The sequence below is a fragment of the Paenarthrobacter sp. 22069 genome (assembly GCF_052046035.1).
Classification (GTDB): Bacteria; Actinomycetota; Actinomycetes; order Actinomycetales; family Micrococcaceae; genus Arthrobacter.
Genome location: NZ_JBQEQF010000002.1, coordinates 227,748 through 251,633 on the forward strand (window position 1 = coordinate 227,748; position 23,886 = coordinate 251,633).

The following is a 23,886-nucleotide window of genomic DNA, read 5'->3' on the forward strand; positions in this document are numbered from 1 at the left end:
GATCAGTTCCCCACCTTGTCCATAGCCTGGTTGAACATGGCCTCAAGGGCTGGTCCGGCAAGCGCAAGCAGGGCCGCAACCAGGACCGCGGACATCAAGGTGATCATCACCCACCCCGGGACGTCACCGCGCTCAGGGTTATCACCGGCGCGGGACGGTGATAACGGAACGCTCCGGAGGACGTGAAACCGGTAGCGTCGAAGGCGCCGCGACCTTGCGGGGCTGGTCCGATTGGGCTGCAGTAAGGCCGCGAGGCCTAGAAGCAGCATCAGCCAACGGGTTCCCATGGATTTCATCGTGCGTCCTGTCTGGTTGCGGAATGGGAGTTTGGATAGGTACTCAAAGCTGCGGGCTTCCGTTCCTTTTGCCGTTCAGAAGCCCAGATTGATGGCGGCGATGCCGGGAAAGACCGCAAACACCACGGTTAGGGGAAGGACTCCAAAGACCAGCGGGACCATCATTGCGATCTCTTTCTTGCCTGCAGCCTCCATGAGGTCCCGTTTAGCTGAATCACGTACGTCTTGTGCCTGCGCACGAAGCACGTCCGCCAGGGGTGTCCCCCTTTCCACCGCGACAATGATGCCGTCAACGAACCTGACCAAAGGCGGGAGGTCGGTGCGGGCGGAGAATTCCTGCAGGGCGAGGACCAAAGGCTTTCCAGCCCTTGTCTCAGCGAGAATCTTTGAAAATTCCTTTGAAAGTTCACCGGTGGCGCTCCGACAAACGCGGTCCAATGCTCCCGTTGCGCTCTCCCCTGCGCCCACGGCGAGCGCCATGAGCTCTGCAAGGCTGGGAAACTCTGCCATCATCCGCCCTTCCCGGCGGCGGACTTGAACGCCGAGCCAATAGTCCCGAAGCACGAAGCCGCCCGCAGAGCTGCCGAGGATCACTGCTGCCGCAAGAACAGGGCTGAACCTGCCTGCTGCTGCTCCCAGAAGGACGACCATCAGTGCGGCGACAAAACTGGCCGCAGCCCACAGCAACTGCTCTGCACGGAAGTCGAGGGGTGATTTATTGATTCCTGCCTGCGCGAGTCGCCGCCCGGTAGCCCCCGGCGAGGGATTGAGCTTCCCCAAAGAGGAGATCCAATCCTTCAAGACAGGACGGAGGATCCGTCCAAGGGGGCCGAAAGGAGTCAAGTTCTGCTCACCCGCCACCAGGAGGCGCGATTCCAGGTTGTGCGACTTCAGCTGGGGCTCAATACGTTCAGACAGCGTCATGGCGCGCATTGGAGGCGCCCGGAAGATCACGAGCCATAGCCCAAGACCAAACCCGATGCCGCAGATCACTGCTGCAGGGCTAACCATGATCATCGGAGCACTCTTTCATCCTGCGGCAGGGCACCAATTTTGAGCATTGCGGTGTAGCAAATGAGTGACACCACCAGGCCGCCGAGCAGGACCGCGGCGCCCACGGGCGTGTTGTAGGCCCTGATGGCTTCAGGCCTGGTCGAGAGCAGGATCATCACGATCCACGGCGCCGCAACGGCCAGCCGCGCCGCACTGATGGTCCACGACTGCCGCGCCTCAAGCTCACTTCGGGTACGGGAGTTCTCCCTGAGGAATTCGGCAAGCGTGCCCAGGAGCTTCCCCAGGTCCGAGCCACCCACTTCCCGTGTCAGCCGGAGCGCCTCGACAATGCGGTCAGCCACCGGGTCCGCCAGCCGCTGCTTAAGTTTGTTCAGGGAGCCATCAAATTGGCCGCCGGCCCGGTAGTCGGCACCGAACTCACGAAAGATGGGACGCAATTCCTCAGGACCCTTATCGCCAAGCTGAATGAGGGCCTCAGGCAGGGGCAGACCCGCCCGGATGGCGGATCGAAGGTGGTCGACGACGTCGGGCCAAAGCTGGCGCAGCATTGCCCTTCTCTTCTTCGCCCGCCATCGGAGGACAGTGATTGGCAACCACGTACCGAATAGCCCGAAACAGACGGCAAGGGGCCACGAGCGGCTAAACCCGAAGAACACGAGTGCAACGAAAGCCCCGAGCCCCAGGCACGTGCCGACCAGGCCACGGACTGAGACCTTATCTACACCCGCCCCGGCGAGCAGCTCGGCGAGGCGGCCAGGCTTGCGTTCCCTGTTTCCGCGGTCGGGCACTTCCCAACAGGACCACCAAATAAGGAAGAGACCGATACCCGCGGTGGTGCCCATGAGAGCGGACATCATCGCGGATCCAGCAGTGCGGCCACGTCATAGCCTGCCCGTGAGAATTTCTCTGCCGCCGGCATGGCGTTGGCGCAAGCCTGCAGGACTCCGTTGTCCAGGGCGAAGACTAACGACGACTCGATGATGCCATTTTCCACACGCCGGCCCAGCGAAAGGATCTGGGTGACCTGCCGCGTTCCATCGGGGTGCCTGCTGCAGTGCACCACGAGGTCTATACAGGAGGCGACCGTCGGCACGACGAAGGCGCTGGAGATGTTGTCCCCTGCGAGTAGCGGCAGCGTGCAGATCTTGGTGACGGCATCATGGGCCGAGTTAGCGTGGACGGTGCACATGCCCGGAAGACCGCTGTTGAGTGCTATCAGCATGTCCAGGCTCTCCGCTTCCCGCACCTCCCCCACCACCAAGCGGTCCGGGCGCATTCGCAACGCTTCCTTCACCAACCGGCGGAGCGGAATTTCACCTTCACCTTCCAGGTTGGGTTGGCGGCATTGAAGACCTACCACGTCCCTGAGCGGAAACTGCAGTTCGAAGATCTCCTCCACCGTAATGACGCGTTCCCGGCTTCCAATGCTGGCTGCCAGGCAGTTCAGCATGGTTGTCTTGCCTGCCTGGGTCGCTCCTGATACCAGGATGTTGAGTCCGCTGGATACTGCGGCACCGAGAAAGCGCGCCGACTGCGGTGTCAGTGTTCCCAAATCGACAAGATGTTCGAGCCGGCTGGCCTTCACAACGAACTTGCGGATGTTGACGGCCCAATGACGGCGGGTTACATCGGGAATCACAACATGCAGTCGTGAACCGTCCGGCAAAGCGGCATCGACGAACGGTGACGACATGTCCAGTCGTCTGCCGGAGCTTTTAAGCATCCGCTCCACAAGGTCCCGCACTTGCTGTTCCGAGAGGCTCAGCGAAGTCAGCTCGGACTCGCCGTTGCGCGCCACATAGATCTCATTGGGTGCGTTGAGCCAGATTTCCTCCACCGTGGGGTCATCCAGGAGCGGCTGAAGTACTCCAAACCCTGCCACCGCATCGAAGAGGAACCGCCGGGCTGCATCAAGCGGACCCAGCGGCGGAAGCGGTCCCAACAACGCGCGCTCGTCATAGTCCGAGACCGCGGCTTCGACCAACCGGCGGACCTCGCCTGCCTGCCTCAACGGATCCAGCCCGCGGCGGCGGATCAGCTCGCGGACTTCGTCCTCGACTATTCCCAGCGCGTCCATTTGTCCCCCAAACGACTGCCGCCCCCGGCGGAGGCAGTGCGACTGGGTCCAGCCTAAGTAGAGGTGACTCCGGCAACAAGTCATCGATGCAGCAATGTGGATAAACAGGAACGTGCAGGATTCGGGCAGGACCTCAAGATTTGGCATGGACCTGCGCAAGATTCACACGAGTAACATCAGAATCACTAGTTACCCCAGTAACACTGGTGCTAAGGTGAGCGCGTTATTTATCGAAATAGCACTATCAGGTGCCTTCCTGGGGGAATTCGCCTGAGCAGTATCCAAAGAGGCGCTTTGGGGAGCGCCGCATTGTCTCCGGAGCACATATGAAGCGGAACCTGTCTCAGTCCCGTCGCCCAATCATGACGTCCTTCGGGGCTGGCCTATTGGCTGTCTCGTTGCTGATCGGCCCTGGCCTAACGGGAGCCGCTTCCGCTGTCGAGCCCAGTCCGGCACCCTCGCAGACTGCCGCCGCTTCGCCGGTTGCGACCCCAACGCCGTCCCCCACACCAACAACTCCCGGACCGGCACCAACAGTTCCCGCACCGGCACCGACAACGACGTCCTCCCCACAGCCTTCCCCTGCAGCCTCTTCGCCGACAACGGCAGCTGCGCAATCGATGGCCCAGGCAATCGGCCCCGGTGGAGCGGAGATGGGACAACGGTCCAAGCGGGTGACCTCGGCGTCCCCGTCGGGCGCTGTTCAGAAGCTGAATGCGGAATCGCTTGCAACAGAGGGCACGTGGATGCCCTCCTTCGGCGTACAGGGACTGGACGTCAGCGGACACCAGACCAACGTCGACTGGCAGCAGCAGTGGAACATGGGTGCAAGGTTCGCCTACGTGAAGGCTTCGGAGGGAAACTACTTCACCAATGACCTGTTCGGAGCTCAGTATCAGGGCGCGCGAAACGTTGGCATGATCCGGGGCGCCTACCACTTCGCCATCCCCAACTGGTCCTCCGGCGCCGACCAGGCACGCTACTTTGTCCAGAACGGCGGCGGATGGTCCGGGGATGGCTACACAATGCCGCCGGTTCTTGACTTCGAGTTCAACCCCTATGAGGGCCGGACCATCAACGGCTTCTACTTCGGCGACACCTGCTACGGCATGTCCCAGGCTCAGCTGACCTCCTGGGTCCAGGATTTTGGCAATACCATGCAGTCGCTGACCGGAAGACTACCCGTCATCTACACGAATACGAGTTGGTGGAACCAGTGCCTAGGCAACCCCACCGGTCTCGGGGAATATCCGCTTTGGGTCGCTGCTTACCCCTACTCGGCCACGAACGACGCCGGCGCCATTCCGACGGGGAGCTGGGGCACCTACAGCATCTGGCAGTACAGCAGCACCGGGCCGTTCGCGGGTGACTCCAATGTCTGGAACGGCGACTACGCAGGCCTCAAAGCATTTGCTTCCAGCGGAATTCCACCGGCAGCCATCCGCGCCATAGATGCCCTTCGCGCCTCAATGCCGTCCCTAAAAGCACAGACCTCGGAGACCGTCTGTGGACTCCGGGACGGGGGCTGTTTCCGGGGGTATGAGACAGGCATTGTGATGTGGTCACCGTCAACGGGCGCGCAGCCTAGCCTTATTGGGCCGATACGGGACGCGTGGGCTGCCGGCGGTTACGAGAACGGACAGATGGGCTACCCGGTTTCCGGCGTCATCTGCGGGCTCAAGAACAACGGATGCTTCCAGAACTACCAGGGCGGGTCAATAATGTGGTCGCCGGGTACGGTGGCTGCACAAGTACCATTCGGCGCGATCCGGGATTACTGGGCGGCGCAGGGTTACGAAAACGGTGGACTGGGTTATCCCCTGAGCAATCAAACCTGCGGACTCAAGTCCGGGGGCTGCTTCCAGCTCTTCCAGGCAGGCTCGGTTCTCTGGAGTCCGACAACCGGAGCACGGCTAGTCAGGACAGGTCCAATTCTGGATGCATGGGCGCGCGCAGGGTACGAAAATGGCCTGCTCGGATACCCGAACGGCGAGGCCCTCTGCACCACGTCTTCCTGCACTCAAAACTTCAGCGGTGGAGTCATCGGGTGGACGCCCACATCCGGCGCCTGGCCCGTCTTCATGGGTATCGGCGAAGCCTGGAAAACTGCCCGCAGTAATGGTGAACCCATCGGATTCCCCGTCGCAGGGGAGGTGTGCGGGCTCCGGGGCGGTGGTTGCTATCAGCTCTTCCAAAGCGGGACAGTGATGTTCTCGCCCACCACCGGTGCCTACGCACTGACGGGCAAAATCCTGGATTACTGGGGGAAGTCCGGATTCGAAAATGGCCGGCTCGGCTATCCCACCAGCCGGGCAAGTTGCGGGGCAGTTCAGACGGAGTGCCGGCAGTCGTTCGAGCAGGGCGTTGTAGCCTACTCGGCAACGACTGCCCCGCAAACGGTAGCTGCCGGCCCAATGGCCGCAGGATGGGAGCGCCTGGGCTGGGGATCCGGAAGCCTGGGATATCCGACATCCACACAATACTGCGGACTGAAGGACAGTGGGTGTTTCCAAATGTTTGCCGGTGGAGCACTGATGTACTCTCCTCAGACCGGTGCACAGCCGAGCCTCGTGGGTCCCATCAGGGACCTCTGGCAAAAGACGGGCTTCGAGAACGGTGTCCTTGGCTATCCGGCCTCCAATGTGATTTGTGGTTTGGTGGACGGCGGATGCTTCCAAAACTACTTCAATGGAACAGCAATGTGGTCCCCCCAATCCGGCGCGAATGCTGTCATGTTCGGCCCTGTCCGGGACGAATGGGTAAGCACCGGTTACGAGGGCGGAAAGCTCGGCTATCCAGTCAGTGCACAAATCTGTGGCCTCAGGAATGGCGGATGCTTCCAGAACTTCGCCAAGGGGACCATCATGTACTCGTACTCCACGGGAGCGCAGGCCATGATGTCGACGCCTATCAGGGATCGCTGGGCCACCACGGGATACGAGAACGGATCCCTCGGGTATCCCACCAGCGAAGCCATTTGCGGGCTGAGGAACGGTGGATGCTTCGAGAATTTCGAAAAGGGAACCGTGATGTGGTCCGCAACGAGCGGGGCGCAATTGATGCTGCCCGGGCCCATCCAGCAGCGCTGGGCAAGCCAGGGATTCGAAAACGGCCAACTCGCGTACCCCACGGGCGGCCAAACCTGTTCCTCCGACAAGACGGCCTGCAGCCAGACCTTCCAGGGCGGCAGCATAAGCTGGACGGCAGCAGGCGGAGCGACAATTCGCCTTAACTGACTGCGACAACTACCTGCGACATAAGAAAGGGCCTGAACCCGGTATCCACCGGGCTCAGGCCCTTCACTTATTTGCGGTCAATCCCGGCACATGCCGTGTTCGGGTAGTCAGTGACCGTACTCAAGCAAATCGATGAGGTACGACCCGTAGCCACTTTTCACCAGGGGTTCGGCCCGTTCCCTGAGCTCGTCATCTGTCAGGAAACCCAGCCGCCAGGCAATTTCCTCAGGCGCCCCGATCTTCAACCCTTGGCGGTTCTCGGTAGTGCGAACAAAGTTGGACGCGTCGTTGAGATCGTTGAAAGTACCGGTATCGAGCCAGGCCGTCCCTCGCGGGAGAATTTCCACCTGCAGTTTCCCGCGCTCCAGGTACGTGCGGTTAACGTCGGTGATCTCAAGTTCGCCCCTTGCCGAAGGCTTGAGATTCCGGGCAATTTCCACGACGTCATTGTCATAGAAGTAAAGGCCCGGCACAGCGTAATGGCTCTTCGGCCTCTCCGGCTTCTCCTCAAGCGAGATGGCCTTGCCTGTGGAGTCGAACTCCACCACTCCATACGCTTTAGGGTCTGCCACCCAGTACCCAAAAACGGCTCCGCCGTCTATATCTTCAAAACGGCGCAGCTGCGTGCCCATACCCTGTCCGTAAAAGATGTTGTCTCCCAGGACAAGGGCAACGGTGTCGTCGCCAATGTGCTCGGCACCCAGCACAAACGCTTGGGCGAGGCCATCGGGAGAAGGCTGCTGCTTGTAGGTGATAGAGACGCCAAAGCGGGAGCCATCACCGAGGAGCCGTTCGAACTGTTCCGCATCATGGGGCGTGGTGATAATAAGGATGTCCCGGATGCCCGCGAGGATCAAGGTGGAGAGCGGGTAGTAGATCATTGGTTTGTCGTATACCGGGACCAGCTGCTTACTGACGCCCAAGGTGATGGGGTGGAGCCTCGAGCCGGTACCGCCGGCGAGTATTATTCCGCGCATGCACCCATCTTTCCTTTAGCTAAGAGCAGCGGCAAATCCGGTAGTCTTGGGAATTATGCAGCGACTTCTTGTTACCGGCGGTGCCGGCTTCATTGGCTCAAACTTTGTCCACTACGTTTTGGAAAACACCGAAGACCACGTCACCGTTTTGGACAAGCTGACTTACGCAGGCAACCTTGAGTCACTGCAGGGACTTCCGCAGGAACGGTTCACCTTTGTTCAAGGCGATATCGCGGATCCGTCCGTTGTCGACGGTCTCGTCGCCGGTTCCGACGTCGTGGTTCACTACGCTGCCGAGTCGCACAACGACAATTCACTCCACGATCCGCGCCCGTTCCTGGACACCAATATCATCGGCACGTATACCCTGATCGAAGCAGCACGCAAGCACAACAAGCGCTTTCACCACATCTCCACAGACGAGGTCTACGGCGACCTGGAGTTGGATGACCCCGAGCGTTTTACCGAGCAGACGCCGTACAACCCGTCAAGCCCGTACTCGTCCACCAAGGCGGGTTCCGATCTCCTGGTAAGGGCATGGGTACGCTCTTTCGGCCTCCAGGCAACGATCAGCAACTGCTCCAACAACTACGGTCCTTACCAGCACGTGGAGAAGTTCATTCCCCGCCAGATCACGAACGTTATCGACGGGATCCGCCCCAAGCTCTATGGCAAGGGTGAGAACGTCAGGGACTGGATCCACGCCAACGACCATTCCTCGGCCGTGCTGGCGATCATCGCCAAGGGCAAAATCGGCGAGACCTATCTGATCGGGGCCGACGGGGAGAAGAACAACAAAGAGGTCGTTGAACTTATCCTCAAGCACATGGGCCAAGCCGCGGATGCCTACGACCACGTTATCGACCGGCCCGGGCACGACCTGCGCTATGCCATTGACTCCACCAAATTGCGCAATGAGCTTGGGTGGGAGCCGCAGTTCTCCAACTTCGACGAAGGCATCGAAGCCACCATTGCTTGGTACCGCGATAACGAGGACTGGTGGCGCCCGCAGAAGGCCGCTACAGAAGCGAAGTACAAGGAACAGGGACAGTAACCCATGTCTTTGGAGTTTTCGAAAAAGCTTGCTGCCCACGAAACACCCATTCCCGGCGTCGTTCTGTATGATCTTCCGGTCCACGGTGACAACCGGGGATGGTTCAAGGAGAACTGGCAGCGGGAGAAGATGGTGCCGCTCGGGCTGCCTGACTTCCGCCCCGTTCAGAACAACATCTCCTTTAACGAGAAGGCCGGAACCACCCGCGGGATCCATGCCGAGCCGTGGGACAAGTTCATTTCGGTTGCCACAGGCCGAATCTTTGGAGCCTGGGTCGACCTCCGTGAAGGACCTTCGTTCGGCACGGTCTTCACGGCCGAACTTGACCCCAGCCAGGCCATCTTCATTCCCCGCGGCGTGGGCAATGCCTTTCAGACGCTCGAGGACAATACGGCTTACACCTACCTTGTGAACGACCACTGGTCCGCGGACGCGCAGGGTCAGTACACCTTCCTGAACCTTGCGGACGAAACCGTAGCTATCGAATGGCCCATCCCGCTCTCCGACGCCGAACTGTCCGACAAGGACAAGGCGCACCCCCGCCTCGCGGACGTCGTGCCCATGCCACCGAAGAAGACCCTCGTGATCGGGGCCAACGGCCAGCTGGGTAAGGCACTGCGGAAGAAGTACGACGGCGAAAGTTCCGTTGAGTTTGCATCGCGCAGTGAGTTCGACCTCGGCAGCCCGGACGCTTTTGAGGACCGCAACTGGAAGAACTATTCCACTGTCATTAATGCGGCAGCCTACACAGCAGTGGATGCTGCCGAGACTTCCGAAGGCCGGGCGGCCGCCTGGGCCACAAACGTGACGGCGTTGACGCAACTTGCACGGATTGCCATTGAGCACGGCCTCACCTTGGTACACGTGTCCTCTGACTACGTCTTCGACGGCGCAAAGGAAGTCCATGCAGAGTCTGAAGCGCTGACGCCGCTTGGTGTTTACGGGCAAACCAAAGCAGCCGGCGATGCAGTCGTCAGCGTGGTCCCCCGGCACTACATCGTCCGCACGAGTTGGGTGATTGGGGACGGTGCCAACTTCGTAAGCACCATGGCCTCGCTCGCGTCGCGCGGAGTAGAGCCTTCTGTGGTGAACGACCAGTACGGTCGGCTCAGTTTCACCGACGACATCGCGGCGGGTATCCGGCATCTGCTGGACTCCGGCGCGGAATATGGCACGTACAACCTGAGCAACGACGGTGACCCGCAGTCGTGGGCGGACATCGCAGCCGACGTCTACGAATTGTCAGGCAAAAGCAGGACCGCCGTAACGGGCGTGAGCACCAAGGAATACTTCGAGGGAAAGGATGCTGCGCCCCGACCGCTGAACAGTGTCTTGGACCTTTCCAAGATCAGGGCTGCCGGATTCGAAGCACCGCCAGCTGGGTCGCGCCTGACCGAGTACGTTAACTCGATCACGAGCGGACATTCAGCATGACCGAAGCACGCCACGACACCCTGGTCATCATGCCGGCTTGGAATGAGTCCGAAGCCATCGGCAACACCATTGCGGAAGTCTTTGAGTTCGGACCGGCATGCGACGTGTTGGTGGTTGACGACGGCTCCCGTGACGACACTGCCCGGGTGGCACGCGCAGCCGGCGCCACAGTTGTGCAGTTGCCGTTCAACATGGGAGTCGGTGGTGCCATGAGGACTGGCTTCAAATATGCCCAGATGCATGGGTACCGGCAGGTCATCCAAGTGGACGCGGATGGACAACACGACCCCCGGGACATCAAAGCAGTCCTCGATGGATTGCGGGAGGCCGATATCGCCATCGGTGCACGGTTCGCTGATGCGGGCAACTACACCGTTCGCGGCCCCCGAAAGTGGGCGATGAACGTGCTGGCGTGGACAATATCCCGGCTGGCACGGACCAAGCTCACCGACGTGACCTCCGGATTCCGCGCAGCGAACACCAAAGCGATCCGCCAATACCTGGACCATTATCCCGCCGAGTACCTGGGCGACACGATCGATTCGTTGGTCGTGGCGATCCGCTCAGGCTGCACTGTCCGCCAGGTCGGCGTTTCAATGAGGGAGCGTCAGGGAGGCACCCCGAGCCATGACCCCATCAAGGCCGCCATCTACCTTGGCCGCTCAGGGATGGCGCTCTTGTTCGCGCTGACGCGCAAGAAGTCCACACCTTCGACCAACTAGGAATCCACATGTCCCTCCTTATGGGCTCCATCGTCGTCGTGGCGATTCTCTTCTTCGTCTTCGAAATGCTGCGGCGGCAGAAGCTGCGCGAGAAATACGCCGTTCTCTGGATCGTCATCGGCATAGGCACGCTGCTGCTGGCCGCTTTTCCCGCGCTGCTTGAGCAAGCCAGTGGCCTGCTCGGAATCCAGGTCCCCGCGAACCTCCTCTTCATCACCACGCTGGTCCTCCTTGTCGGGGTATGCCTTCACTTGTCCCGTGAGCAGTCGCAGGCCGAAGACGAGGTGCGCATTCTTTGCGAGGAGGTGGCCCTGTTGAAGGTTGAGCTTTCGGCGTTGCAGCAGAGCGTCGGTTCGCACCCGCGACAGGACGGTACTGCCGGCCCCGCTGCGTAGCAGGAGGATTTGCCCGGGCCTGGCCAGGCGGACCAAACAAAAAAGGGAGCGACCCCCGCGGGGCGCTCCCTTTCCTATGCGATCGGTCAGCCGAAGATGTGCTTTGCCAGCCGCGGGAGGGAGTCCACCTTGCCCATGGCCACAGACTTGACCACCAAGGACGCAGCGTTCAGCCGCGAGGTGGTGTGGAAGGACGCTGCGCGGGCAGCGCGGTTCCAGCCCAGTTCCTTGAAACGGGCGGCCTGCCCTTCAAAGAAGCGCCGCTCTTCGTCAAAGCGCCGCCCGTCCAGGGCACGCACGGATGAATCTGAGGCCGAGTGCCTGCGGTACAGGAACGACAATGTGGGGTCCACGATAAGGGAGCCGCCTTCCGCCGCTATGTCCAGCAGCAGGGCCAGGTCCTGGACGACGTCCAGGCCGTCCGTGAAGCCGATCCGCACGATGGTCTCCGACCGCCAGGCCAACGACGGAAAGTATGCCCAGTCAGCACGTACCAGGCTGGTAGCCATCTGCTCACCCTTGAGCTCAATCCGCTCGCGGGTCTTCGGCGCGTAGGCCTTTTTGACTGCATCAGCCAAAGGGATGCGGGCAATGCCCTTTTCATCGATGACCTGGACCCCGGGCTGGACGACACTGGCATGCGGATAGGTCTCGAATGCGTCCACTACCACGTCCAGGTAGTTGGGCAGCATGACGTCGTCTGCACCCATGATGACCACGTAAGGCGCCTCGACCATGGTCAGGGCCTTCTTATAGTTGCCGTTGGCACCCAGGTTTTTCTCGTTCTTGAGGTACGTAACGCGAGGGTCAGTAATCGTCGAGAACCAGCGTTCCGGCTCGGGGTCCGGATAGCCATCGTCGATCACGATGAGCCGCCAGTCTTCGTTCTCCTGGTTCATCACGCTTCGGGCTGCGAGCTTCATCTGATCGACATCGCCGTAGTAGGGCAGCATTACGTCAACGGTCATGGACCTGGGATTCCTTCCGTGGGCTCCGCTCGAAGAACTCGGCGGCTTCCCCACGATTATAGTTGACCGGCCCCTGTCGGGCCCGTCAGGCATGGCTTGCTAGACTGCATGGGGTCCTGCCCGCCCCGCTGGCACCGCCCGGAGTGAGGAGAATTACTTTTGGAGCCCACAACCACCCAGCCGCGCATCAGCGTGTGCATGGCTGCCTACAATGGCGCGCGCCATATCAGGGAGCAGATCGATTCGATCCTTCCTGAACTCGGCCCCTACGACGAAATCGTTGTAGTGAACGACTGTTCCACCGACGACACTGCTGCCCTCGTCGCCGCTGTTCCGGATGCCCGCATCCGGCTGATCGATGCCGAACAAAACCGCGGGTATGTTGCAACGTTTGAAAGAGCCCTCGGGGAGGCACGGGGAGAATTCGTCTTCCTTTCGGACCAGGACGATGTTTGGCTGCCGGGCCGTGTGGAGAGCATGATTTCGGCCCTGGACGGCAAAAACATGGTGGTGAGTAACTGCAGGCACTTCGATGGAGCCCTCGGCTCATTCCATGAGATTCGTTTACGTGCAAAGGACTCGACCCACTACTTGCGCAACCTCTTGGGCATCGTGGTCGGCTACCGGCTCCATTGGGGGTGCGCAATGGCCGTTCGGCGGAACCTTCTGGCCCAGGCACTGCCGTTCCCGCCTTACATGAATGAATCCCACGACCAGTGGCTGGCAACTGTGGGCAACGTCAACCGCTCCATCGTCTACATGGAAGAAGACACCATCCTGCACAGACTTCACGGCGAGAACCTGACGCCCCACGGTATCCGCTCAGCCTCAAAAATACTTCGGGCACGGATTGCCTTCCTGCGGAACGTCTACGTTGCCGTGCGACGCTCCCGGCAGACGAGGCAGGCGTGATGGTGCAGCCCGAGCCCACGCCGACGAGTCCCCACCCCAACGTGTGTGGAGTTGTATCGGCCTATAACCCCGCGGCAGAAAATGTCGCCAACGTGAAGTGGCTGCTGCGCTTCGTCGCCCACGTCGTCGTTGTGGACGACGGCTCGCGCGACGACGTGTCAGAAGCCCTGGCAGAGATGGAGCAGGCGGGGGCGGTTGTCTTGCGCCTCGCCACCAATTCCGGGATTGCCCGTGCCCTGAACACAGGAATCAAGGAAGCACTCGAGCGCTGGAACCCGGAGTGGATCGTCACCATGGACCAGGACTCCAGGTTCACGGGAGACTACGTCGGTGCGGCGCTGGCCACCGTTGCGTCGTCCCGTGACCCGCAAAGCGTAGGGATGGTGTGCGCGGAGTCGCACAATCATATTTCCCTCCCGGTGTGGGGCAGTCGGGACGAGCCCCAGATTTTCGACCCCATGACCAGCGGCACCTTGGTGCGGGCAAGCACGTTTGATGCAGTGGGCCTCTTCGACGAAGGGTTCTTCATCGATTGCGTAGATTCTGAATTCAATGCGCGGCTCAGGGAGCACGGACTTCGTGCACTGGCAGGACGGGGCTGTAATCTCGAGCACAGCCTCGGCAGTTCACGACCGATGAAGCTGCTCGGCTGGCATGCGCACATCGGCCCCAAGAAGCTCTACATCTATTACCACGCGCCGTTCCGGGTCTACTACATCACCCGCAACTCGCTGACACTTGCACGCCGATATGCCCTGAAACAGCCGGCCTGGGTTCTGCGCAGAATCTACATGGAAATCCAAAGCAACATTGTGCGCTTCGGATTCGGTCCCAACAGACGCAAGCACGCGATTGCCGCTGCAGCCGGCATCCGGGACGCACTCCGTCAAAGGATGGGCAAGATAGACGACGACCTTGCCGCCCGCTTGCGCTAAGCGCCAGTTCCCCTCATTCCTCTGAACTGCCCGGTCAACATCGAAAGAATACTCATGACCACCAACTCAGGATCAATCTTTGTCCTCTATCACCGCGGCTTGCGCACAGGAGGGCCCGAAGCGCTCCATCAGCTGGTCGATATGCTGCGTGAGCTCGGGCAGGACGCCTACCTGGTCCCCCATCCGCACACGGCAGGCAATGAGCGCGTGGAGCAGTACGGGATTTACGATGCCCCGGAGGCAACTGAAATCGTCGATTCCGCCGAAAACGTGGTGGTCTATCCGGAGACCTACGTCCACGAGGTGTCCCATATCAAGCAGGCCCGTCGCATGTGCTGGTGGCTCAGCATTGATAACTCGCTGACCTTCATGGCCGAACGCATGTGGTACCGGAGCACGGCCGGCCTATTTGAAAAGGCCAAGGAAGCCGCAGTCCCCTTCGCGCGGATGTGGAAGAACGGCGTGACCCCGGCAAAGCTGCGCACCGACAAGGACGTAATCCACCTCGTGCAGTCCTCCTATGCGTGGGCCTTTGTTGCCACCAGGTTGGACGTCGTGCCCTCCTTGGTCTCCGACTACACCCCCACGGAGGAATTCCAGGCCGCGGCCACCGCTGAGCGTAACCGCCAACTGGTGACCTACAATCCCGCCAAGGGCGGACACATCATCGATGCGGTTAAGGCGGCGAGTCCACCCACCATCGAGTGGCAGCCAATCGTTGGTATGACCCGCGCCGAGGTTGTTGCGACCCTGCAGCAATGCGGCGTTTATTTGGACCTGGGGCACCACCCCGGTAAAGACCGCATGCCTCGGGAAGCAACACTTTCCGGCGCCCTGACCGTCGTGGCCCGTCGCGGATCCGGCGCCTTCTACGCTGACGTTCCTATTCCCTGGGAACACAAGATCACGCCGGGAGATACCGAGGTTGCCACCGCTGCAGCCATGCTGCCGCGGCTCATCGCCAACTTCGAGCAGGAAGTGGCGAAACAAGGCAGCTACCGCGAAACCATCCTCAACGAACGATCCAGGTTCAAGCGGGAGGTTGAGGACGTCTTCGTCAACGGCCGCCTGGGCAAGGATGCCTATGACTACGTGTAGCCGACGCACCACGGCCGGGACGACGGCATGATCAAAAGAATCGCGGCTTTCGCCGGTTTGCCCCTGCTCGCCTCGCTGGCGTCATTTATCCTCTTGCCCATCATCGCCACAGTGGGTGGACCGCCGGCCTGGAATTCCCTGGCCGTGGGCCAGGCTGTAGGGGCAATCGCGGCAATTGTCATCGGGCTCGGGTGGCCATTGACAGGTCCTGCCGCCGTCGCCTCAGAAAGCGACGCCGTTACCCGCCGCCGACTCTACGCCACCAGTTTCGTTACCCGATTTTATGTCTTTATCTGCGCCGTTCCCCTTATGGCAGGCGTCCTCTCGTTGACGGGCGTTAAAGAGCAGTTCTGGGTCGCTTTCCTGATGGCCTGTGCCCAGGCGGCGGCAGGGCTTACTCCGGCCTGGTACTGCATAGCGACGGGGCACGCCGGCAGGATCGCAAAGTATGACGTTATTCCCCGTATGGTCGCGACTCTGGGCGTCATCCCGCTCTTGTTCGCGACCGGCGGGATCTTCCTCTACCCACTGGCGCTGCTGCTGCTCGGCCTTGCAGGAACCTTGTGGTTCAACAAGGATCACGCTCAACGGGCGGACTTCCACGGGCTGACTCCCCGCACAGTGATTCGGGAAATCTGGGAGCTGAGGGGCGGAGCGGGCGTGACCGTCGCCGCAGGAGCGTATGCTTCCACCCCCGTCCTTGTGGTGCAGGCTGCTGTCTCCGCCTCCGGGTTGGCTGCGTTCGTATCAGCGGAGAAGCTGTACCGCATTGGGCAACTCGCCACGGCCGCGTTGGGTAACAGCCTTCAAGGCTGGGTCAACGAGTTCGGCTCGGACCACAAGGAGCGGCGAAGGTTCTCTCTTCTGGCTTTGTCAGTCCTGGGCGCAGCAGGCTGGCTGATCCTGTCCCTCCTTGGCCCGTGGGTCAGCGCCACCATATTTGGCGCAGCTTACGCAGCTGAATTTTGGACCTGTTTCTGGTTCGGTTTGTCGTTCCTCCTCGTCTGTGTGACAACTTCCACGGGAGCGCACTGGCTGGTGCCTGCCAAACAGATGCGGGTGGTTTTCTCCAGCACCATTACTGGGGCCCTTGTCGGGCTCCCGGCCATGGTCATCCTGGCGCACCTGATGGGCGGCCCGGGCGGCGCGCTCGGGCTAGCGGTGGGCGAGATTGCGGTAACCCTCATACAGCTGCGCGCCATCATGCGGCTGCTGCGGGAGACGTCGCCGGAGGACAGGACTGAGGAAATACCGTCGTGAACTGGCTGACCATTCTTCCGGCGTCGGCGGTCGCGATTCTGCTCCTGTATGTTCCCGGTGCCGCCATCGCGTCCTGCCTGAAGTTCCGGTTGGGCGGGATCCTTGGCATCGCCCCACTGCTCTCAACAGCAGCCGCCGGACTTGCCGGAGTTCTCGGCGGGCTCCTCCACGTGCCCTGGAACATCCTGCCGTATCTTCTCGTCAGCGCGGTTCTCGCCGCCGGGGCATTGGTCCTGACCCATCGCATCCCTTGGCGGCTGAGAACCCCCAACTGGCGGACGGTCCTTCCCTTCGCTGCGCTTGCCCTGGCGACGCTGCCCATGACATGGCGCTTCATCCAGCTTGTGGGGTCACCCGACCACCCCTCACAAGTCTTCGATAATGTGTTTCACCTCAATGCCATCCGCTTCATACTCGACACTGGAAACGCATCATCACTGACGCTGGCTTCGATTCAGGGAGTGCAGGGCCTTGACGCGGTTTACCCTGCGGCGTGGCATTCCTTTGCAGCCCTCCTGGTGCAGCTGGCTTCAGTGGATATTCCTACTGCAGAGAACGTCCTGAACCTGGTCATTGTTGCGCTCCTCTGGCCAGCCTCCTGCCTGTTCCTCGTCACGAAGACCATCTCGCGCAGGCCGGCGGCCCTCATCATAACCGCGGTGGTCGCCGGCACCCAGGTTGCCTTCCCGTTCCTCATGATTGTCTGGGGCCCTCTTTTCCCCTACGCCATGGCCCTCAGCATGATGCCGGTCGTGATAGCGGAACTCGCAGCGCTGGTCCGCATCGGGCGTACACGGACGGAACCACTTCTCAGCTGGGCAGCGGCACTGGTGCTGTCGCTGGCAGGTCTCGCATTCGCCCACACGAGCTCCATCAACATCACGGTGGCGCTTGCCCTTCCGATCCTGGCCATTTTGTGGTGGCGGATCATGCCGCGCAGGGACATGTGGCGGGTGAACCCCGCCGGAGCGTGGCTGTTCCTTGGCGGGACCGTCGGGATCCTCGCTGTCGCCGCGGTCCTGTGGTTGAAGCTGCGCCCTGCCCCCTATGACAACTGGGGACCAACCGTGAAGCCGGGCGCCGCCGTCGGGGAAATACTCACCGCCAGCACGATGCAATCCGCCATACCGGCCGTGGTGGTTTCCATCCTGTCGGTCTACGGTCTCCTCACCACCTTCAAAGTACGGAAGTGGCGCTGGATGGCTGCCTGCTACGCCGTACTCGGAGGGCTCTATATCGTTGCGGCGTCTTTCCCGAAAGGCAGCATCCGGGACATCCTGATCGGCACCTGGTACCAGGACACCTACCGCCTCGCCGCACTCCTGCCCCTTTTTCTGACCCCTCTTGCCGTCATCGGAGGTCTGCGTTTATGGGACTCCGCGCGAAGCTCGTGCCGGGGAGCGCGGACGTGGCGCACCTGGGAGGCCTCCATCGCCCGGACAGGCGCGAACGGGAAAACAGTACTGTCCACGGCCGCTGTGGTGGTCTTCGCCCTCCTCGCGTCGTTCGCAGGCCCGCTGGCCCACTACATCCAAGGCGCATCGTCCGTCTACCGGTTCGACGAGCAATCGGAGCTCCTGACACCCGATGAGCTGGCTTTAATCCAGCGGATTCCAACCCACGTCCCGTCCGATGCAGTCATAGCTGACAATCCATGGAACGGGAGCTCCCTCGCTTACGCTTATACCGGGCGCCGCGTCCTGACAACACATCTGTTTTCAACGGACGACCCGGAGACTGACCTCATCAATCAAAAGCTCGGAGACGCAGCAGGCAACCCTGCCGTCTGCACCGCCCTCCACAATAAAAACGTGCAATACGTCCTGGACTTCGGGTCCCGGTACCTGATTGACCTGCCAGGGTCCGAAAAGTACCCGGCGCTGACCAACCTTGCACAGGCCAACGGATTGACCCTCGTGGATTCGCAAGGCCAGGACGCACGGCTCTACCGGATTTCCAGTTGTGGATGACTGGGGCGTTCACCGGTGTGGCGTCAGCCGTGTCCCTTACTTGGAGCGCCGGACCATTAGGCTGGATAGGTGATTCCCGTTTCTCGACGAACTAAAATCAGTGCCGCGCTCCTGCTGTCCGCACTCCTGCCCCTGTCTGCATGCGCAACCATGCCTCCGGGGACCATCGAGGGTGCCCTGACCGGAATCGGAAGCAACGCCGGCCAGGGAGCAGTCAGTGCATGGGGCCTGTCGTGGGGAAGCTCGGTAAAGGGGACCTACGTCAGCTACTCCCCCGACGGATCCGCGGCCGGGCTGAAAGCGTTCCAGGACGGGCAGTCGCAGTTCGCTGTGGGATCCGCCCCGCTCACGGACAGCGAGGCTACCGCGGTCCGGGGCATGTGCACAACCAAAGGGGCCATGTCACTGGCTGCCGGCGTCCTGCCCGTGGGCGTTGCCATCAAGCTCAAGGGCGTAAACGACATGATCCTGGACGCCAAGACCCTTGCGGCGATCCTGCAGGGGGGCATCACCCGCTGGAACGATCCCAGAATCGCGGCCCTGAACCCGGAAAATGTTCTTCCTGACGTTGCCATCACTGTTCTCGTGCAGCAGGGGCCCGCGGACACTGCCCGTCCAGTTAATTCCTACCTCAAGGACGCGGGAACCGACTGGAATCCGGCTGCCCAGGACCGTTGGCCGGGCAGTGTAAAGGGGCAAACACCGTCTCCCCCATTGGATCTCGCGAACAAGTTGGATGACACCAACGGAGGCATCTCCATCCTTGACGGAAGCATCATCGGGAACAGGTTCGTCGCTGCCCAGCTTGTCTTTGACGGCAAGCCCCAGCGGCTGCAGGCATCCTCTGTCGTCGACGCCGTGTCCACGGGAAACGTAACCGCGTCATCGAACGCCGTCACCCAGGCACTCGACGGGCGCTCGGGTTATGGCCTGGGCACCGTTATCTACATATACATGTGCAGGGAGTACACCAATGACCGAATGGGCCGGCTGGCCCGCTCATTCGGTCAGAGCGTACTCAGCGAAGAAGCACAAAAGAACGCGAATGCATTCGCCTTCGTCATGTCGCCAAGCAAGAAGGCGGTGAACGAAGGGCGCGCCCTCGTCAATGCAATTGGAGACGGACAGTGAGTTTATTGCTAAGAAGTGTTCGCGGACGTTCCCTTCCCCGGCCCCTTCCCACCTTCGCGCTCCTGACGGCGATCTTCTTCCTGTTGTTTGGTCTCTGGGCCTTGGCAACACCCTTGATGGGCGTCCCCGACGAACCGGCGCACACGATCAAGGCGGCAGCCGTAGTCCGGGGCCAGGTCCTGGTTGAGGACGGCACCTCATTCGGCCACGGTGTGCACGTCCGCGTTCCCAACTACATCGCCAGTCTTCACGCCCAAAGCTGCTACAAGTTCAACAGGGCACAGGCGGCCGACTGCGCCGCGCCCATCTACGTCGACGACACCTTCACCAACATTGGTGTAACGTCCGCCGGCTCCTACAACCCGATGTACTACTGGATAGTAGGGCTGCCTACCCTGTTTATGTCCGGCGCCCCCGCAATCTACGGCATGCGCCTCGTCAGCGCACTCCTGTGCGCGCTGTTCTTCGCCGCCGGGTTCACAGCCTTGACAGAGCTGCGGCGACCAAAGTACGCCGTCCTCGTCGCAGCCCTTGCCATGACCCCCATGGTTCTGTTCCTCGGCGGGGGCATCAACCCCAACTCGTTGGAGATTGCCGCCACAATGGCTGCCTTCTCAGGTTTCGTCGTCGTCCTGGACAACCGAAGGGGTACCAAACGCGTGCTGCCCGCCCTGGCGACCGTCGCTGCCGCAACAGTGGTGCTCGCAAATGCCCGGCAAATATCGCTGGTGTGGTTGCTCTGTGCCCTCATCATCGGAGTTTGCTCATTCAAGCTGCGCAGGGTCGTGACCGTCTTCAGTGACCGAAGAGTACTGACGGCGGTGGCACTGGCAGTTCCGGGAGCCCTCCTGGGCCTGCTGTGGATGTACATCGCAGCGAACGGACCCGCAAACGTGGGGGTCGCTCCGGAAGGTATTGCCAGCCCACATCCCGACGCCCCCCTTTACAGGGGCTTCATAATCATGCTTGACCAGACTTACGACTTCTTCCCGCAATACATCGGCACGATGGGCTGGCTGGACACGCCGGTCCCCGAACTGGTTGCGCTCGTCTGGGGAGGCCTCATGATTGCAGGCCTTGTGGTCCCCTTCTGCGTCCGTCCTCTGCGCAACTGGACAGGTTACTGGGTGGCGCTGGCCATGCTGTACCTGGTCCCGGCGCTCCTGCAGACCGCATTGTGGCGCGGAATGGGATTCATTTGGCAGGGCCGCTACACGCTTCCCTTGGTGGTCGTTCTGTTCATCAGCGTGGGGCTTGGCCTGCGGAAGCTGCGGTTTCCCGGCGGCGCTCTGGCATTGCGAATTTCCCGGGTCGTCTTCTGGCTCATCGTGGCCTGCCACACGCTGGCCTTTGTCTACGTCCTGCGCCGCTATGTCGTCGGCATCAGCGAAATAGCCAACTGGCAAACCCTGTTTTCGTCACCGCACTGGCAGCCGCCCATGGGCTGGCTGCCCCTGACTGTCCTGTACCTGATAGTGACAGCGGCCGGAGCTTTGCTCCTGTTCCGTTATCTTCACCCCGGAGTTCCCCTGACGAAGGGAACCCTGTCCCGGAGCAACAGAATCCAGCCCAGTGCAGGGCCTGTGGCAGACAAGGCAGAAGAAACCATCGGTCGGGAGCCTGCTCCGTCAGGTGCTCCTTCTGCACCCGGCGCGCAATTGAGTGCCGGCGGAACCCTGCGGCACGAACACTAGGCTGACAGGAGTCATTCCCGCCGGTTCATGGCGCCTTGTCGTGACGCTTTCAAAGGTAATGGGCGCTGCCGTAGCACCAGAGAATCAAGGCGGAAAGCGCCGTGGGCCCCTGTGCCAAGCATGGGCGCGGCCAGGGAAACCAACCACCACTCGGAGTTGTCTCACCGCCGGCGAAGTTGCAAGCCCGCAGAGGGCCACACATGCTGCCTTACGAGCGGGCAGCTTCCGGTGTACGCCGGAAAATCCAGTGCCGGTAGAGGAAGTAATTCCACCCGGTCGTCAGGATGGTGGCAGCTGTCTTGCCAATGACGTACGTCCAGCCGACAGCGTCAAACCCCGTGACTATGAGGTCGCTGATCACGATGTTGACGATCACCAGCAGGATGTACTTCAGCGCGCTGATGCTGCCACTGTTGTTGGCGCGGAAAGTAAACAGGCGCTGCAAGAGGAAGTTGAAGACGAGGCTCACAACAAATGCGATAGGAGTGGCTATCCAGAGGGGGACGTCGAAGATCTCGTGAAGGATGGCAAGCAGCCCAAGATCCAAGGCGAAAGAAACGCCGCCAACAAGCAGGAATCTGACCACCGGATGCCGGTAGAGTCCCATGACGATCCCCGGAACAGCTGGAACAGCTTCAACGGGTGTTTCCGGCGGCGAAGGCATGCCTGGCGGGGGTGTTGGCACGGTTGGGCTATCCTCTCATGGTTGCGGAGTGTTCAGCCTCTGCACAGCCCGCCTCCACGCATCCTTAAAGCTATCACGCCTGGCCCGTTGACCCTTGCCCATGAAGGATGGCGGGCAAGCCCATTCGCGTGGGGACGCAGGGCGTCCAGTCCGTTGTCCAGGTCTTTGCGCCGGATGGCCAATTGACGGCAGTTGATTTGCACGGCCGAATTCTTGTGTACATATGAGGACCCGGCTGTTCCGACGGAACTCCTGGAATCTCCGTGGGATGCAACGACAGGACCGGGCAGCGGAAAATAATGGGATGAGTCCAGGATGGGAAGCTTTGGCCTTTCGCGGTCAGGTCCCGCCCCGCCGTCGTGCGCCAGACTCCGCCATGTGAAGTGGGAATGGGCTCATTCCTGGTAAAGCTCCACGTATGCTTTAAACCACCATGCGAACCTCCTTGCTCCTTCATAAACCAACATCCGCCGTCCGCAAATTCAGCGCCGTCCCGTCACAGCTTCACGTGCTTCTTATCGCGTGGCTTCTTATTGGCGCGGCCAGCACAGTCTGGTGCTTTGCATCCCCATTGATGTCGGCTCCCGACGAGGCAGCGCATACGATCAAGGCAGCAGCTGTTGCCCGTGGTCAGTACGGCGGGACGAGCTCTGGAGTACAAGGAGAGCTATTGACAGTAGAGGTTCCCAAGTACATCGCTGAAGTCCAAAACTTCAACTGTTACGCTACGCATCCTGAAATAACGGCCAACTGCTACCAGCCCACGGACGGTGCCGACCGCACGCCCGTCAAAGCAACGACTTCGGCCGGGAATTACAATCCCGTCTACTACGCAATTGTGGGGCTTGGTAGTCGGGGTATTGCAGGCGAACCTGCTCTTTACGCAATGCGTATTATCAGTGCGTGGGTCACCTCATTTTTCCTTGCTGCCTTCTTTTACGCGGCGAGCTGTATGCGTAAAAGCCGATATATGCTAATTGCCTCAGCGGTTTCCGTGACTCCCGCCGCCCTCTTCCTTTCCGGCGCAGTGAACCCCAACGGGTTGGAGATCGCAACGACGGGCGCTTTTTATATGGGCCTTTGCGTAATGCTTGAGAACGCGGGGAAGTCCAGGCCCAGCTGGTTGACAACCGCCATCGTTGTAATTTCGGGAATTCTTTTGGCCAACACCCGGCCGCTTTCACTGCTGTGGCTGGCACTTGCAGTTATGGCGGCCGTTATTGGTCATTCCCGGTTTGCGCTGCTTGCCTTACTGAAAGCTAAGAGGTTTCAACTCTCCGTCGTCTTAGTCAGCGTCTCATGCCTATTCGCCGTCTGGTGGACCCTAACTGCCCATAGCCTGGACAGCCTCTTCGCTGTGACACCTCCGCTGCCCGCCGACGAGGCCGCCATCCTTATGCTGGATCGGACAGTGGGTTACATGCGCGAATATGTAGGCGTCCTGGGTTCCCTTGACACCGCTCCCCCGGCAGCAGTCGTCTACACGTGGGTCCTTGGGTTTGGTTGGCTGCTCATGCTGGCCTTTACGGCCCGGCCAGTGAAACTCCGCTGGCCGGTGGCCCTGACAACTATTGCTGTTCTCGCTGTACCTCCCGTGCTTCAAGCGGGTTCCAGCGAGACAGTGGGGTGGATTTGGCAGGGCAGATATGCACTGGCTCTTGTAATTCTGCTGATTCTCGTTTCGGGGAGGGCCGTCCGGTTCCGGCCATTCAACCCATCGCCTTGGTCCGCCTCGCTAATCCGTTGGAGTCTCGTGCTGGGAGTCCTGGCCCACGCATACCTCCTTTTGCAGGGGTTGCGCCGATACACCGTTGGGTTACATGGGGACCACATCAACTGGACTGAAATGTTCGAACCCCAGTGGCAGCCTCCCATGTCATGGCAAGGGTTGGCCGTTGCCTACGTGATCGTCTTGTCCATTGCCGGGCTCTGTCTTTACCGACTCTTGATGACGCCGCAGCTTGCACCGCAAACACCGGGAAATATGTCCAAGGTGGCGAAATGAATAGTCGCCCCCAACAGATTTGG

At 60.9% G+C, this 23,886-nt stretch carries 20 protein-coding genes; 13 read left to right on the plus strand and 7 right to left on the minus strand.

Annotation, left to right across the window (positions count from 1 at the left end; all coding sequences use genetic code 11):
* Window positions 1-2: 2 nt before the first annotated feature.
* The 4 genes from ACTJK0_RS02570 to ACTJK0_RS02585 all read right to left on the minus strand — a co-directional run bounded on the left by ACTJK0_RS02570 (window position 3) and on the right by ACTJK0_RS02585 (window position 3,387).
* Complete coding sequence (locus ACTJK0_RS02570) at window positions 3-296, minus strand: hypothetical protein (protein ID WP_110541099.1); 294 nt, start codon at window positions 294-296, stop codon at window positions 3-5.
* Window positions 297-371: 75 nt separating this feature from the next.
* The gene (locus ACTJK0_RS02575; protein WP_110541100.1) at window positions 372-1,313 is read right to left on the minus strand and encodes a type II secretion system F family protein; all 942 of its coding nucleotides are present in this window, start codon (window positions 1,311-1,313) and stop codon (window positions 372-374) included.
* On the minus strand, window positions 1,310-2,167 hold the full coding sequence (locus ACTJK0_RS02580; RefSeq protein ID WP_440744119.1) for a type II secretion system F family protein: 858 nt from the start codon (window positions 2,165-2,167) through the stop codon (window positions 1,310-1,312). The genes ACTJK0_RS02575 and ACTJK0_RS02580 overlap by 4 nt, the downstream gene beginning before the upstream one ends.
* The gene (locus tag ACTJK0_RS02585) at window positions 2,164-3,387 is read right to left on the minus strand and encodes a CpaF family protein (RefSeq protein ID WP_440744120.1); all 1,224 of its coding nucleotides are present in this window, start codon (window positions 3,385-3,387) and stop codon (window positions 2,164-2,166) included. Before ACTJK0_RS02585 ends, ACTJK0_RS02580 begins: the two co-directional genes overlap by 4 nt.
* Window positions 3,388-3,713: 326 nt before the next feature.
* Between ACTJK0_RS02585 and ACTJK0_RS02590 the strand changes: the two genes are divergently transcribed.
* Window positions 3,714-6,623, plus strand: coding sequence for a GH25 family lysozyme (locus ACTJK0_RS02590; RefSeq protein WP_440744121.1), 2,910 nt, complete (start codon window positions 3,714-3,716; stop codon window positions 6,621-6,623).
* 107 nt (window positions 6,624-6,730) lie between these two features.
* On the opposite strand, the gene rfbA is transcribed toward ACTJK0_RS02590, so the two are convergent.
* Window positions 6,731-7,600, minus strand: a complete 870-nt coding sequence (gene rfbA / locus ACTJK0_RS02595) for a glucose-1-phosphate thymidylyltransferase RfbA (RefSeq protein ID WP_110541102.1) — start codon at window positions 7,598-7,600, stop codon at window positions 6,731-6,733.
* Between the two features lie 55 nt (window positions 7,601-7,655).
* Between rfbA and rfbB the strand changes: the two genes are divergently transcribed.
* From rfbB to ACTJK0_RS02615, 4 genes are read left to right on the plus strand one after another with little or no spacing between them, the layout of a single operon-like run.
* Window positions 7,656-8,654, plus strand: coding sequence for a dTDP-glucose 4,6-dehydratase (rfbB, locus tag ACTJK0_RS02600; RefSeq protein ID WP_110541103.1), 999 nt, complete (start codon window positions 7,656-7,658; stop codon window positions 8,652-8,654).
* Window positions 8,655-8,657: 3 nt separating this feature from the next.
* Entirely contained in the window at window positions 8,658-10,088 is a 1,431-nt protein-coding gene (locus ACTJK0_RS02605) for a sugar nucleotide-binding protein (RefSeq protein ID WP_440744122.1), read from the plus strand.
* Complete coding sequence (locus ACTJK0_RS02610) at window positions 10,085-10,810, plus strand: glycosyltransferase family 2 protein (protein WP_110541105.1); 726 nt, start codon at window positions 10,085-10,087, stop codon at window positions 10,808-10,810. Before ACTJK0_RS02605 ends, ACTJK0_RS02610 begins: the two co-directional genes overlap by 4 nt.
* Window positions 10,811-10,818: 8 nt before the next feature.
* Window positions 10,819-11,205 carry a DUF2304 domain-containing protein gene (locus ACTJK0_RS02615; RefSeq protein WP_110541106.1) on the plus strand — a complete coding sequence of 129 codons (387 nt, stop codon included), beginning with the start codon at window positions 10,819-10,821 and terminating at the stop codon, window positions 11,203-11,205.
* An 86-nt stretch (window positions 11,206-11,291) separates the two neighbouring features.
* Here ACTJK0_RS02615 and ACTJK0_RS02620 read toward each other — a convergent pair whose 3' ends face one another.
* Window positions 11,292-12,173 carry a glycosyltransferase family 2 protein gene (locus ACTJK0_RS02620; RefSeq protein WP_440744123.1) on the minus strand — a complete coding sequence of 294 codons (882 nt, stop codon included), beginning with the start codon at window positions 12,171-12,173 and terminating at the stop codon, window positions 11,292-11,294.
* Window positions 12,174-12,365: 192 nt separating this feature from the next.
* Between ACTJK0_RS02620 and ACTJK0_RS02625 the strand changes: the two genes are divergently transcribed.
* The 7 genes from ACTJK0_RS02625 (at window position 12,366) to ACTJK0_RS02655 (ending at window position 21,173) form a co-directional block, all read left to right on the plus strand.
* Window positions 12,366-13,085: a glycosyltransferase gene (locus ACTJK0_RS02625; protein WP_440744147.1), complete on the plus strand. Its 720-nt coding sequence runs from the start codon at window positions 12,366-12,368 to the stop codon at window positions 13,083-13,085.
* Window positions 13,085-14,020 carry a glycosyltransferase gene (locus ACTJK0_RS02630; RefSeq protein ID WP_440744124.1) on the plus strand — a complete coding sequence of 312 codons (936 nt, stop codon included), beginning with the start codon at window positions 13,085-13,087 and terminating at the stop codon, window positions 14,018-14,020. Before ACTJK0_RS02625 ends, ACTJK0_RS02630 begins: the two co-directional genes overlap by 1 nt.
* Before the next feature lie 54 nt (window positions 14,021-14,074).
* A complete protein-coding gene (locus tag ACTJK0_RS02635) occupies window positions 14,075-15,118 on the plus strand; it encodes a hypothetical protein (RefSeq protein ID WP_440744125.1) in 1,044 nt (347 codons plus the stop codon).
* A gap of 27 nt (window positions 15,119-15,145) precedes the next feature.
* Window positions 15,146-16,378, plus strand: a complete 1,233-nt coding sequence (locus ACTJK0_RS02640) for a polysaccharide biosynthesis C-terminal domain-containing protein (RefSeq protein ID WP_110541111.1) — start codon at window positions 15,146-15,148, stop codon at window positions 16,376-16,378.
* Complete coding sequence (locus tag ACTJK0_RS02645) at window positions 16,375-18,348, plus strand: DUF6541 family protein (RefSeq protein ID WP_440744126.1); 1,974 nt, start codon at window positions 16,375-16,377, stop codon at window positions 18,346-18,348. The genes ACTJK0_RS02640 and ACTJK0_RS02645 overlap by 4 nt, the downstream gene beginning before the upstream one ends.
* A 69-nt stretch (window positions 18,349-18,417) precedes the next feature.
* Window positions 18,418-19,479: a substrate-binding domain-containing protein gene (locus ACTJK0_RS02650; RefSeq protein ID WP_440744127.1), complete on the plus strand. Its 1,062-nt coding sequence runs from the start codon at window positions 18,418-18,420 to the stop codon at window positions 19,477-19,479.
* Entirely contained in the window at window positions 19,476-21,173 is a 1,698-nt protein-coding gene (locus ACTJK0_RS02655; RefSeq protein ID WP_146228542.1) for a DUF2142 domain-containing protein, read from the plus strand. Before ACTJK0_RS02650 ends, ACTJK0_RS02655 begins: the two co-directional genes overlap by 4 nt.
* 208 nt (window positions 21,174-21,381) lie before the next feature.
* On the opposite strand, the gene ACTJK0_RS02660 is transcribed toward ACTJK0_RS02655, so the two are convergent.
* Window positions 21,382-21,858, minus strand: a complete 477-nt coding sequence (locus ACTJK0_RS02660) for a GtrA family protein (RefSeq protein ID WP_440744128.1) — start codon at window positions 21,856-21,858, stop codon at window positions 21,382-21,384.
* A gap of 433 nt (window positions 21,859-22,291) precedes the next feature.
* Here ACTJK0_RS02660 and ACTJK0_RS02665 point away from each other — a divergent pair, with 433 nt between their 5' ends.
* Complete coding sequence (locus tag ACTJK0_RS02665; protein ID WP_440744129.1) at window positions 22,292-23,863, plus strand: DUF2142 domain-containing protein; 1,572 nt, start codon at window positions 22,292-22,294, stop codon at window positions 23,861-23,863.
* The last annotated feature ends 23 nt before the right edge of the window (window positions 23,864-23,886 follow it).